The sequence below is a fragment of the Kitasatospora sp. NPDC005751 genome, assembly GCF_040630835.1.
Classification (GTDB): Bacteria; Actinomycetota; Actinomycetes; order Streptomycetales; family Streptomycetaceae; genus Kitasatospora.
In genome coordinates this window covers 20,628-34,122 of sequence record NZ_JBEXYC010000071.1, presented here as the reverse complement: position 1 = coordinate 34,122, position 13,495 = coordinate 20,628, and the positions used below count along the sequence as shown (strand labels likewise).

Below are 13,495 nucleotides of genomic sequence, written 5' to 3'. Positions count from 1 at the left end.
GCCTACTGGGTGGACCACGTGTCCCGCACGGTCCGCTTCGCGGACGCGGTCGAGGCGGCGGGTGTGGGCGCCTGGGTCGAACTCGGCCCGGACGGTGTGCTCTCCGCCCTCGTCGAGGCTGCCGCGCCCGCGCTGCGCGGGGACCGGTCGGAGGGCCGCCAGGCGGTGACGGCTCTCGGGCATGCCTTCGTCCACGGTACGGACGTCGACTGGCCGGCGCTGTTCGCGGGGCATGACCCGCGTCTGGTCGAGCTGCCGACGTACGCCTTCCAGCGCGACCGCTACTGGCTGGAGCCGGCGGCCGGGGGCGATGTGTCCTCGGCGGGGCTGTCCGACACCGGGCACCCGCTGCTCGCCGCCTCGGTCGAACTCCCGGACGGCGGAGCGCTGCTGACCGGGCGGATCTCCCTCGCCACCCACCCCTGGTTGGCCGACCACGCGATCGACGGGGTGGCCGTGCTCCCCGGTTCGCTGCTGCTCGACCTGGTGATCGCCGCCGGTGACCGGGCAGGCGCGCCCCGGGTGGCGGAGGCGACGGCGACGGTGCCGCTCGCCCTGCCGGAGCAGGGCGCGATCCGGGTCCAGGTGGTCGTCGGGGCGGCGGACGGCGCCGGCCTGCGGTCGGTCGTCGTGCGGTCGTGCCCCGAGGCGGGCGACGGCGAGGAGTGGACCGTCCATCTGACGGCCGCCGTCGGTGCCGAGCGGGAGCCGGCCGGTCCGGTGGTCTGGCGGCCGGGCACGGAGCTCGCCGCCGACACGGTGGCGGAGCGGATCGCCGACCAGGGCATCGCGTACGGACCGGCGTTCCCGGGGCCGCGGCGGGTCTGGCAGGAGGGGGCCCGGGTGTGGGCCGAGGTCGAACTGGCCGAACCGGGGGCGTTCGTCCTGCACCCGGCGCTGTTCGACGCGGCGGTCCGGGCGTGGACCGCCGCCCGGGACGCGTCGGGGCCGCTGGTGCCGGTGTCCTGGACGGAGGTGCAGGTGCACGCCGCCGGGGCCACCGCCGTCCGGGCCGTGATCGGCCGCGCGGAGGCGACGGGGGCGACGGAGTCGGACCAGGACACGGACGCGGACACCGTCTCCGTGGTCCTGACGGACCACGACGGCGTGGTGGTCGCCTCGGCCGGTTCGGTGCGGCTCGCGCCGGCGCCGTCCGCCGGGCGGCGCGGCGAGCCGGACGCCCTGTTCCGGCTGGAGTGGCAGCCGGCCGCCACCGCGGCGCCGGTGGACCGTGCCGACTGGGCGGTCCTCGGCGACCGGCCCGGCGGCCCGGAGGGCATCCGCGCGTTCGCCGGCCTCGGTGCGCTGGCCGCCGAGGTCGACACCGGCACGGCAGTGCCGCCGGTGGTGCTGGTCCGGGTGGCGGCGCCCGCCGGGGACGTACCGGCCGCCACCCACACGGCGGTCCGGGAGGCGCTGGCGCTCGTCCAGGAGTGGCTGGCCGACGAGCGGTTCGCCGAGTCCCGGCTGGTGTTCGTCTGCGCCGGGGCGACCGACGGCGGCGATCCGGTGGCTGCCGCCGTCTGGGGGCTGGTCCGCTCCGCGCGGTCGGAGCACCCGGGCCGGTTCGGGCTGCTGGACGCGGACCTGGACCGGGCGGCGGACGCGGCCGCACTGGCCGCGGTCCCGCTCGGGGCGGAGACGGAGGTGGCCGTCCGGGACGGCGCGCCGCTGGTGCCCCGGCTGGCCCCGGTGGTCCGGGCGGTCCCGGCCGAACAGGCCCCGGACCGGGCGTTCCCGGCCCTGGACCCGGCGGGCACGGTGCTGGTCACCGGCGCCACCGGCGTGCTGGGCCGCCTGGTGGCCCGTCATCTGGTGACGGCCCACGGGGCCCGCCGACTGCTGCTGATCAGCCGGAGCGGTCCGCGGGCCGAGGGCGCCGAGGAGCTGCGGGCCGAGCTGACCGGGCTGGGGGCGGAGGTCGCCCTCACGGCCTGCGACGCCGCCGACCGTGACGCGCTGGCCGGGCTGCTGGCCGCGATCCCGGCGGCGCACCCGCTCACGGCCGTCGTCCACACGGCGGGTGTGCTGGACGACAGCCTGATCACGTCGATGACCGCCGAGCAGGCGGCCGGGGTGCTGCGCCCGAAGGTGGACGCGGCCTGGCACCTGCACGAGCTGACCCGCGGGCTGGACCTCTCGGCCTTCGTGCTCTACTCCTCGGCCAGCGGTGTGCTGGGCGGCGTCGGCCAGGCCAACTACGCGGCGGCCAACGCCTTCCTGGACGCGCTCGCCGCCCACCGGGCCGGGCTCGGCCTGCCCGCGACCTCGCTGGCGTGGGGCCTGTGGGCCGACGCCAGCGCGATGACCGGGCACCTCTCGGAGCTGGACCTGCGCCGGCTGGCCCGGGGCGGGCTGGTGCCGCTGACCGCGCGGGACGGCATGGCGCTGTTCGACGAGGCCGTCGGCACCGGTGAGCCGCTGCTGGCGGCGGTCCGCTGGGACGTGGGCGCGCTGCGTGCGCAGGGGTCGGCCCTGCCGTCGGTGCTGCACGGTCTGGTCCGGGGCCCGTCCGGCCGTCGGCAGGCCTCGGCCGGCCGCTCCGGGGCGCTGCTGGACCGGCTCGCCGCGGTCGGCGGAGCGGAGCGCGACCGGATCCTGCTGGACGCCGTGCGGGAGGCGATCGCGACCGTGCTCGGCCACGACGGCACCCAGCGCGTCCAGCCGGACCGGGTCCTCTCGGAGCTGGGGTTCGACTCGCTGACCGCGGTCGAACTGCGCAACCGGCTCGGCCTGCTGACCGGGCTGCGGCTGCCCACGGCGCTGGTCTTCGACCACCCGACGGCCGCGGCGATCGCCGCCCACCTGGCCGAGCGCCTGGTGCTGCCCGGTACGCGGGAGGACCACCCGGTGGCGAGCGTCGGCGAGGAGCTGGACCGGCTGGAGGCGGCACTGGCCGCCACCTCGGTGACGGACCTGGACGGCCGGGCGGTCGCGACCAGGCTGGAGACGCTGCTCGCCCGGTGGCGGGACGCGATGGCCCGCCCCGAGGAGGCGGCGGATTCGGAGCGGATCGCCAGCGTCTCGGTGGACGAGCTCTTCGACATCATCGACGCCGAACTCGACCCCCAGTGACCGGACCAGTGACGGGACCGGTGACCGGACCAGTGACGGGACCGGTGACGGGACCGGTGACCGCTCCGGTGATCGGACCAACGGCCGAAGCGGTGACCGGACCAGTGACCGTCCCGGGCGCCGGGCCGGTCGCCGGCCCGGGGAACGACCCGCACACGACGCAGCACGGAAGGGAACGACAGGTGTCGGAGCAGGACAAGGTCGTCGAGTATCTGCGACGGGTGACCGCTGACCTCAAGCGGTCGCGCCAGCGGGTGCGCGAGCTGGAGGACCGCGAGCACGAGCCGATCGCGATCGTCGGCATGGCCTGCCGCTACCCCGGCGGGGTCCGGTCGCCGGAGGACCTCTGGCGGCTGGTGGAGGACGGGCGCGACGCGATGTCGGAGTTCCCGACCGACCGGGGCTGGCCGGCCGACCTCTACCACCCGGACCCGGACCACCCGGGCACCACCTATGCGCGGGCGGGCGGATTCCTCTACGGCGCACCGGAGTTCGACGCCGGGTTCTTCGACATCTCGCCGCGCGAGGCGCTCGCCATGGACCCCCAGCAGCGGCAGCTGCTGGAGACCGCGTGGACCGTCGCGGAGGGCGCCGGGATCGACCCGCTGACCCTGCGCGGCAGCGACACCGGGGTGTTCGTCGGGGCGATGTACCAGAACTACGCGCTGCGGCAGAGCACGGTGCCCGAGGAGGTGGCGGGCTACCTGATCAGCGGCAGCGCCGACAGCGTCGTCTCCGGCCGGATCTCCTACGCGATGGGGCTGGTGGGCCCGGCGGTCACCGTCGACACGGCGTGCTCCTCGTCGCTGGTGGCGATCCACCTGGCCGCCCGGGCCCTGCGGGCCGGTGAGTGCTCGCTGGCCATGGCGGGCGGCGTGACGGTGATGTCGACGCCGACGCTGTTCATGGAGTTCTCCCGCCAGCGCGGGCTGTCCGCCGACGGCCGCTGCAAGTCGTTCGCGGCGGCCGCCGACGGGACGGGCTGGTCCGAGGGCGTCGGCCTGGTGCTGCTGGAGCGGCTGTCCGAGGCACGGCGCAACGGCCACCGGGTGCTCGCGGTGCTGCGCGGCAGCGCGGTGAACCAGGACGGCGCCAGCAACGGGCTGACCGCGCCGAACGGGCCGTCCCAGCGCCGGGTGATCCGCCGGGCCCTGGCCGACGCGCGGCTGACCACGCAGGACGTGGACGTGGTGGAGGCGCACGGCACCGGCACCCGGCTCGGCGACCCGATCGAGGCGGAGGCCCTGCTGGACACCTACGGCCGGGACCGCCCGGACGGCCCGCCGCTGTACCTGGGCTCGGTGAAGTCGAACATCGGGCACACCCAGGCCGCCGCCGGGGTCGCCGGGGTGATCAAGGCGGTCATGGCGATGCGGCACGGGGTGCTGCCCCGGACGCTGCACGTGGACGCGCCGTCCCCGCACGTGGACTGGGCCTCCGGCGCGGTGTCGCTGCTGGCCGAGCCGGTGGCGTGGCCGGAGACCGGGCGGCCGCGCCGGGCGGCGGTGTCGGCGTTCGGGATCAGCGGCACCAACGCGCACCTGGTGCTGGAGCAGGCCCCGGCGGTCGAGGAGCCGACCGGGGAACCGACCGAGGAGCCGGCCGACGGGGCGGTGGCGCGCGGCACGCTGCCGTGGGTGGTGTCCGGGCGCGGTCCCGAGGCGCTGCGCACCCAGGCGGCCCGGCTCGCCGACTTCCTGACCGCCGGGTCCGCCCCCGGATCCGCGCCCGGACCGGTCGACGTCGCGTGGTCGCTGGCCACCACCCGCCCGGCGCTGGAGGACCGGGCCGTGGTGCTGGGCGACAGCCCGCAGGAGTTGCTCGACGGCCTGCGGGCCGTCGCGGCCGGCACGGCCCACCCCGCCGTCGTGCGGGCCGAGGGCGCGGCCGGGACGGGCCGCGGCGTGGCGTTCCTGTTCACCGGCCAGGGCGCCCAGCGGGCCGGGATGGGCACCGGGGCGGCCGAGGCGTTCCCGGTGTTCGCGGCGGCGCTCGACGAGGTGTGCGCCGCGTTCGACCCGCTGCTGGGCGTCCCGCTGCGGGAGGCGATGGCCACCGGGGTCGCCGCCGACGGCCGGTCGCTGGACCGGACCGATCTGGCCCAGCCCGCGCTGTTCGCCCTCCAGGTCGCGCTGGTCCGGCTCGCGCGGTCGTGGGGCATCCGGCCGGCGGCCGTGGCCGGCCACTCGATCGGCGAGCTGACGGCCGCGTACGTCGCGGGCGTCTGGTCGCTCCCCGACGCCTGCGCGGTGGTGGCGGCCCGCGGCCGGCTGATGCAGGCGCTGCCGACCGGTGGCGCGATGCTCGCGGTGCAGGCCGAGCCGGACCGGGTGCTCGGCTGGGTGGCCGAGCAGGAGGCCCGGACCCCGGGGCAGCTGGCGGTCGCCGCGGTCAACGGCCCGACGTCGGTGGTGGTCTCCGGCCGGGCGGACGCGGTCGAGGGGGTCGGCCGGGTGGCCCGCGCGGCGGGCTGCCGGGTCAAGGCGCTCACGGTGAGCCATGCCTTCCACTCGCCGCTGATGCGGCCGATGCTCGACGCGTTCGGCGAGGTGCTGGCGGGGGTGACCACCCGCTCGCCCGAGCTGCCCGGGGTCGCCGCGGTGACCGGCCGGTGGAGTGACGGGGCGTCCTGGGGCTCGGCGGCCTACTGGGTGGACCAGGTCTGCGCGCCGGTGCGCTTCGCGGACGTGACGGCCACCCTGCTCGCGGACGGGTTCGACACCTGCCTGGAGGCCGGCCCGGACGGGGTGCTGTCGGCGCTGGTCGCGGAGTCCGCCTCGGCGGGGCGGCCCGCCGAGGCCGGCCCGGTGGGCGAGCTGCCGGGCGCCCCGCTGGCCGTCCCGATGCTGCGCCGGGACCGCCCGGAGCGCGGCGCCGCGCTGACCGCCGCCGCGGCCCTGTTCACGGCCGGCGTCCCGGTCGACTGGGCCGGGGTGGTCTCGGCCGGGGCCGACGGCAGCCCCCGGCGGGTGGACCTGCCGACGTACACGTTCCGGTCCGACCGGTACTGGCTGTCCCACGAGGAGGGCGCCGACCCGGCCGCCCCGTCCGGGCGGACCGACCCGGAGTTCTGGCGGCTGGTGGACCAGGGCGACCTCGAAGGGCTCACCGCCGCCCTGGAGTTGACGGGCGACGTGCCACTGAGCCGGGCGCTGCCCGCGCTGTCGTCCTGGCACCGCTCGCGGCAGGCCGGCGAGCAGGCGGCCGACTGGCAGTACCGCACACGCTGGCAGCGGCTGCCCAAGGCCGACCTGGCCGGCCTGGCTGCCCTGACCGACCTGACCGACCCCGCCGGCGCGCCCGGCCGCTGGCTGGTCGTCGTCCCGGAGGGGGAGGGCGACCGGCGGTGGGCGGCGGCGGTGGTCGCGAGCCTGCGCGGGCGCGTCGAGTCGGTGATCGTGCCGGTGGCCGCTCGCGCGGAACTCGCCGACCGGATCCGCGCCGCCCTCGCCGACACCCCGGCCCGCGCCGCCGCCGACGCCGCCCCCGCCGACGCCCCCGCCCTGCGCGGCGTGCTCTGCCTGGCGGGCGTCGACGAGCGGCCCGAGCCGGACCACCCCGAGATCACCCGCGGCCTCGCCGGCGCCCTCGCGGTCCAGCAGGCCGTCACCGACCTCGGCCTCGACGTCCCGCTCTGGACGGCGACCAGGGACGCCGTCCCGGCGACCCCGCAGGACGGCCTCGGCGGCTACGCCCAGGCCCCGCTCTGGGGGCTCGGCCAGGTCGCCCGGCTGGAACAGCCGCTGACCTGGGGCGGTCTGGTGGACCTCCCGGCCGCGCCGGACGGGCGGACCGGCGCCCGGCTCGCCGGCCTCCTCACCGGGGCGACGGGCGAGGACCAGGCCGCGATCCGCGGCGACGCGGTGTTCGCCCGCCGGCTGGTGCGCGCCCGGCCCGGCCCGACGCCGCCGCGCTGGCGGCCGTCCGGCACCGTCCTGGTGACCGGCGGCACGGGCGCGCTGGGCGCCGAAGTGGCCCGCTGGCTCGCCCGGGAGGGCGCCGGGCACCTGGTGCTCACCGGCCGCCGGGGCGCCGACGCACCGGGCGCCGAGGAGCTGGCCGCCGAACTGGCCGCGCTGGGCGCCGAGGTGAGCATCGAGGCGTGCGACGTGGCGGACCGCGCCGCGCTCGCCGCCCTGCTGGCCGGGCTCCCGGCCCCGGTCACGGCCGTGGTGCACGCCGCCGGGGTGCTCGACGACGGCGTGCTGACCGCGCTGACGCCCGGGCGGCTCGCCGAAGTGGCCCGGGCGAAGGCCGCCGCCGCGCTGAACCTGCACGAACTGACCCTCGGTACCGAGCTGTCGGCGTTCGTCCTCTTCTCCTCCGTGGCCGGCACGCTGGGCAGCGCCGGCCAGGGCAACTACGCGGCGGCCAACGCGTTCCTCGACGCGCTGGCCGAGCGCCGGGTACGGGACGGCCTGCCGGCCACCTCGATCGCGTGGGGGCCGTGGGCCGGCGCCGGGATGGCGGCGGGCGACGGCGCCCGGCAGAAGCTGGCCCGGCTCGCGGTCGAGCCGATGGCGGCCGGGCCCGCCCTCGCGGCGCTGCGCACGGCGGTGGACGCCGGCGCCGCCACCACCATGGTCGCCGACGTCCGCTGGGCGCGGCTGGCCGCCGGGGGAGCGCCGCTGCCGCCGATGCTCGCCGACCTGCCCGAAGCCCGGCCGGAGCCCGCCCCGAGCGGCGCGACGGCCGGCGCGGGCAGCGCCACGACCGGGCTCGCCGCCCTGCCGCCCGCCCAACTCGACCGGGCCCTGCGCGACTTGGTGGCGGCCACCACGGCCCGGGTGCTGGGCCACCGGGACGCCACGGCGGTCGTCGCCGACAAGCCGTTCCGGGAACTCGGCCTGGACTCGCTCACCGCGGTCGAACTGCGCAACGCGCTGGGCACCGCCCTCGGCGTCACCCTGCCCCCGACCCTCGCGTTCGACCACCCGAACCCGCAGGCGCTCGCCGCCCATCTGCGCACCCGGCTGCGGGACGACACCGAACAGCGGGCCGGCCGGTCCGCGGCCGGCGCCGATCCCGCGGAGGACCTCGTCGCGATCGTCTCGATGGACTGCCGGTTCCCCGGCGGGGTCGCCGGGCCGGAGGACTTCTGGGAGCTGCTGCGCACCGGGCGCGACGCGGTGTCCGAGTTCCCGAGCGACCGCGGGTGGGACCTCGCCACCCTGTACGACCCGGACCCGGAGCGGTCCGGCACCAGCTACACCCGCCACGGCGCCTTCCTGGACCGGCCCGACCGCTTCGACGCGGCGTTCTTCGGGATCGGCGAGCGCGAGGCGGCGGCGATGGACCCGCAGCAGCGGCTGCTGCTGGAGATCGCCTGGCGGGCGGTGGAACGCGCGGGCCTGGACCCGCTCGGTCTGCGGGAGAGCCGCACCGGGGTGTTCATCGGCACCAACGGGCAGGACTACCTGTCGTTCGTCCGGGAGATCCCGGACGGCCTGGACGGCTACCTGGGCACCGGCAACGCGGCCAGCGTGCTCTCCGGCCGGCTCGCCTACACCCTGGGCCTGCGCGGTCCGGCGCTCACCGTGGACACCGCGTGCTCGTCCTCGCTGGTGGCGCTGCACCTCGCCGCCCGGTCGCTGCGCCAGGGCGAGTGCTCGCTGGCGCTCGTCGGCGGGGCGACGGTGATGTCCGGCCCCGGAGTGTTCGTCGACTTCAGCCGCCAGCGCGGACTCGCCGAGGACGGCCGCTGCAAGGCGTTCGCCGCGGGGGCCGACGGCACCGGGTGGGGTGAGGGCGCGGGCGTCCTGGTGCTGGAGCGGCTCTCCGACGCGCGCCGCAACGGGCACCCGGTGCTCGCGGTGCTGCGCGGCAGCGCGGTGAACCAGGACGGCGCCAGCAACGGGCTGACCGCGCCGAACGGGCCCGCCCAGCAGCGGGTGATCGGCGAGGCGCTGGCCGACGCCGGTCTGACGCCGGCCGAGGTCGACGCGGTGGAGGCGCACGGCACCGGCACCCGGCTGGGCGACCCGATCGAGGCGCTGGCCCTGCTGGCCGCCTACGGGCAGGACCGACCGGCCGACCGGCCGCTGTACCTGGGCTCGGTGAAGTCGAACATCGGGCACACCCAGGCCGCCGCCGGCCTCGCCGGGCTGATCAAGATGGTGCTGGCGATGCGGCACGGGGTGCTGCCCCGGACGCTGCACGTGGACGCGCCGTCCCCGCACGTGGACTGGTCGTCCGGCGCGGTGTCACTGGTGACCGAGCCGGTGGCGTGGCCGCGGACCGGCCGGCCGCGCCGCGCCGGCGTGTCCTCCTTCGGTGTCAGCGGCACCAACGCGCACGCGATCATCGAAGAGGCCCCCGAGCCGGAGCCCGGGCCGGCCCCCGCCCCCGCGGCGGACCTCGCGACCGGCGCCGTCGCCGCCACCGGGACCGCCCCCGCGGCCGCCGGCGTCCTCGCGCTGCCGGTGTCCGCCCGGGGCGCGGACGCGCTGCGCGCCCAGGCCCGCTCGCTCCGCGCCCACCTCGGCACCCACCCCGACCAGACGCTCGCCGACCTCGGCTGGTCCCTCGCCACCGGCCGGGCCGCGCTGACCCACCGGGCGGTCGTCCTCGCCGAGGACCGGGCCGGCTTCGACGCCGGCCTCGCCGCACTCGCGGCGGACCGCCAGGTGCCCGGGGTAATCACCGGCCGGGTGGCCGCGGACGGCGCGGTGGCCTTCCTCTTCACCGGGCAGGGCAGCCAGCGCCCGGGAATGGGAAGGGAGTTGTACGAGGCGTTCCCGGTCTTCCGGGCGGCGTTCGACGAGGCCTGCGACGGGCTCGAAGAGCGGCTCGGCCACTCCGTCCGGGGCGTGCTGCAAGCCGGCCCCGGCTCCACCGGGGCCGCCCTGCTGGACCGGACCGGGCACGCCCAGGCGGCGCTGTTCGCGCTGGAGGTCGCCCTCTTCCGGCTCGTGGAGAGCCGGGGCCTGGTGCCGGACGTGGTGGCCGGGCACTCGATCGGGGAGCTCGCCGCCGCCCATGTGGCCGGTGTGTTCGACCTCGCGGACGCCACCGCACTGGTCGCGGCCCGGGCGCGGCTGATGGAGGAGCTGCCGCCCGGCGGCGCGATGACGGCCGTCGAGGCCGGGCCGGACGAGGTGGCGGAGCTCGTCGCCGAGCGTGCCGACCGGCTCGCGGTGGCCGCGGTCAACGGCCCCGCCGCCACCGTGCTCTCCGGCGACGAGGACGCCGTCCGGGAGGTCGCCGCCGTGCTGGCCGCCAGGGGCCGGCGGACCAAGCGGCTGCGGGTCAGTCACGCCTTCCACTCCCCGCACATGGCGGGCATGCTGGCCGCGTTCCGCGCCGAGGCCGAGCGGATCGCCTACCACCCGCCGGTGATCCCGCTGGTCTCCCACCTGACCGGTGCGGTGGTCGGTCCGGCCGAGGTGGCCGGCGCCGACTACTGGGTGCGGCACGTGCGGGAGCCGGTCCGGTTCGCCGACGGCGTCCGGACGCTGGAAGGGCGCGGGGTGCGCACCTTCGTCGAACTCGGGCCGGACGCCGTGCTCACCGCGATGGTCCAGGACTGCCTCACCGATCCCGGGGCCGCCGCGGCCGTCCCGCTGCTGCGGGCCGACCGCCCGGACCGCGCCGCGCTGACGGCCGCGTTCGCCCGCCTCCACGTACGGGGACTGCCGGTGGACCTGACCGCCCCGGGCGGCGGCCGCCGGGTGGACCTGCCGGTCTACCCGTTCCAGGGCCGCGGCCACTGGCTGTCCGCGACCCGCTCCACCGCCATGACCGGCCGGCCCGGGGCCGGGAACGGCACCGGCCGGGAGACCTTCGCCGGGCAGGAGCCGGCCGGCAGCCCGTACACGAGTCCGCACACGTATGTGCAGCCGGGGTCGAAGCCGGACGAGGCCGAGTCTGGGAGCGAGACGCTGCGCCGACGGCTCCGCGAAGCGCCGCCCGCGTCCCGGACCGCGCTGCTGACCGAGGTGGTGCTGGATCAGGTCGCCGCCGTGCTCGGCGATCCGGACGCGCCCGCCGGGCCGGCCGACACCTTCACCGAGCTCGGACTCAACTCCCTGGGCGCGGCGGAGCTGCGCACCCGGCTGCACGAGGCGACCGGGGTCCGGCTGGCCCCGTCGGCGATCGTCGAGTGCCCGACGGGCGCGGCGCTGGCCGCCCTGCTGACCGAGCGGATCGTCGACGCGCCCCCGGTGGACCCGACTCCGACTCCCACTCAGGCTCCCGCTCAGGCTCCGACTCCCACTCATGCTCCGACTCCGACTCCGACTCCGACTCAGGCTCAGGCTCCGGCCCCGAACGGACCCGAGACCCCGCTGGTGGCGCTGTTCCGGCAGGCCAGCCTGGCCGGCCGGGCCGGCCAGGGGCTGCGCCTGCTCGCCGCCGCCGCCCACCTGCGCGACGAACCGGACGGCCCGGACCGCCCGGACGGACCGGACGCCCCGGCGTCGGGGCCGCCCGCACCACGGAGCGCCCGCTTCGCCGAGGGACCGGCCGGACCGCCCCTGGTCTGCTTTCCCTCGCTGGTGGCACCCGCGCACGCCTACCAGTACGCCCGGTTCGCGACCGCGTTCCGGGGCCGCCGGGGCCTGACCGTGCTCGCGCCGTCCGGGTACGCGGCCGGTGAGGCACTGCCTCGCACCCTGGCGGAGTTCGTCGGCAGCCAGGCGGCCGCCGTCCGCGCGGAGCACGGCGACCGGCCCGTCGTCCTGGTGGGCTACTCGTCGGGCGGCTGGGTCGCGCACGCCGTGGCCGGAGCGCTGGCGCAGGAGGGAGCGGCCCCGGCCGCCGTGGTCCTGCTCGACAGTCACCTGCCGGGCAGCCCGGGTCTCACCGCCCTGGAGTCGACGCTGTTCCCCGCCCTGGCGGACCGCGCCGAGCTGGTGGAGGCGACCACGGACGCCGGACTGAGCGCGATGGGCCGTCACTTCGACCTGTTCCGCGACTGGCGGCCGGCGCCGGTGACGAGCCCGATCCTGCTCGTCCGGGCGACCGAGTCCCTCCCCGGCACCGCGGCCGACCGACCGGTCCCCGCGGCGTCCTGGCCCACCCGGCACACGACGGTCGACGTGCCGGCAGATCACCTGACCATCATCGGAGATTTCGGACCCTCGACCGGCCGTGCTGTCGAGTCGTGGCTGTCCGGATCGGTACCGGAGGAAGAAGCACCGCGATGACCACCGAATCCACCCCGCCCGCACCGGCCCCGGAGGCCGACACCGTGTTCGGTCCGACGTTCATGCAGAACCCCTACCCCTCCTACGACGTCCTGCGCACCGAGGCGCCGGTCGGCCGGCACGTGGTGAAGACGCTCGCGTCGGAGGTCAATGCCTGGGTGGTGACCCGGCACGAGGACGTCCGGGCGCTGCTGGCCGACCAGTCGCTGTCCAAGGACGCGCTCGGCCTGCCCCGGATCATCGAGCGGCACGCCCTGCACCCCGACGGTTCGGCGGGCAGCAACCCGCGCAGCATGCTCTTCAGCGACCCCCCGGACCACACCCGGCTGCGGCGGATCGTCTCCAAGGCCTTCACCATGCGCCGGGTCGAGCAGATGCGGCCGTGGATCGAGGAGTTGGCCGACGACCTGGTCGACGACATCGTGCCGGGCGCGGAGTTCGACCTGGTCGAGCAGATCGCCCTGGCCTTCCCGATCTACGTGATCGGCGCCCTGCTGGGCGTGCCGGTGTCCGACTTCGCCGATCTGCGCCGCTGGAACGGCGTGCTCACCAGCGTCCGGTCCACCGCCGCCGAGAAGCGGGAGGCGGTCGGGCTGGCGTACGGCCACCTGGCGGCGGTGGTCGAGGCCAAGCGCGAGGAGCCCGCCGACGACCTGGTGAGCGCGCTCATCGACGCCGAGGACGACGGCAACCGGCTGGACGGCGGCGAGCTGATCTCCAGCCTGTTCCTGCTGATGAACGCCGGCTACGAGACGACCGCGAACATGATCAGCAGTGGTGTGCTGGCGCTGATCCAGCACCCCGACCAGCTGGGCCGGCTCCGGGCCGACCCCACCCTGTTGGCCGGTGCGGTCGAGGAATTCCTGCGCTACGAGAGCCCGTTGAACCTCGCCACCATCCGCTGGACCACCAAGCCGGTCCAGGTGGGCGAGGTGACCATCCCCGCGGACGAGATCGTCTTCGTCTCGCTCTGCGCCGCCAACCGGGACCCGGCGGTCTTCGCGGACCCCCACCGGCTGGACGTGGGCCGCACCAGGAACCAGCACCTGTCCTTCGGCCACGGCATCCACCACTGCATCGGCGCCCCGCTGGCCCGGCTGGAGGGCGAGGTGCTGTTCGGCCGCCTGCTGAGCCGCTTCCCCCGCTGGGAGCTCGCGGTGCCGGCCGACCGGCTGGTCTGGCGGCACAGCCTCCAGTTCCGCGGGCTGGAGAGCCTGCCCGTCCTGCTGTCCTGACCGGCACCCGCCCGGCCCGCCCGGCCCGTTCCGTACGAC

Annotated in this window: 3 protein-coding genes; all 3 read left to right on the top strand. The window is 77.3% G+C overall.

The window, feature by feature from the left end; all coding sequences use genetic code 11:
* Positions 1 to 18 precede the first annotated feature (18 nt).
* The 3 genes from ABZ497_RS33140 (at position 19) to ABZ497_RS33130 (ending at position 13,456) form a co-directional block, all read left to right on the top strand.
* Positions 19 to 3,075, top strand: coding sequence for an SDR family NAD(P)-dependent oxidoreductase (locus tag ABZ497_RS33140; protein WP_359810892.1), 3,057 nt, complete (start codon positions 19 to 21; stop codon positions 3,073 to 3,075).
* Positions 3,076 to 3,257: 182 nt separating this feature from the next.
* Complete coding sequence (locus tag ABZ497_RS33135) at positions 3,258 to 12,221, top strand: type I polyketide synthase (RefSeq protein ID WP_359810889.1); 8,964 nt, start codon at positions 3,258 to 3,260, stop codon at positions 12,219 to 12,221.
* Complete coding sequence (locus ABZ497_RS33130; RefSeq protein WP_359810886.1) at positions 12,218 to 13,456, top strand: cytochrome P450; 1,239 nt, start codon at positions 12,218 to 12,220, stop codon at positions 13,454 to 13,456. Before ABZ497_RS33135 ends, ABZ497_RS33130 begins: the two co-directional genes overlap by 4 nt.
* Positions 13,457 to 13,495: the final 39 nt, after the last annotated feature.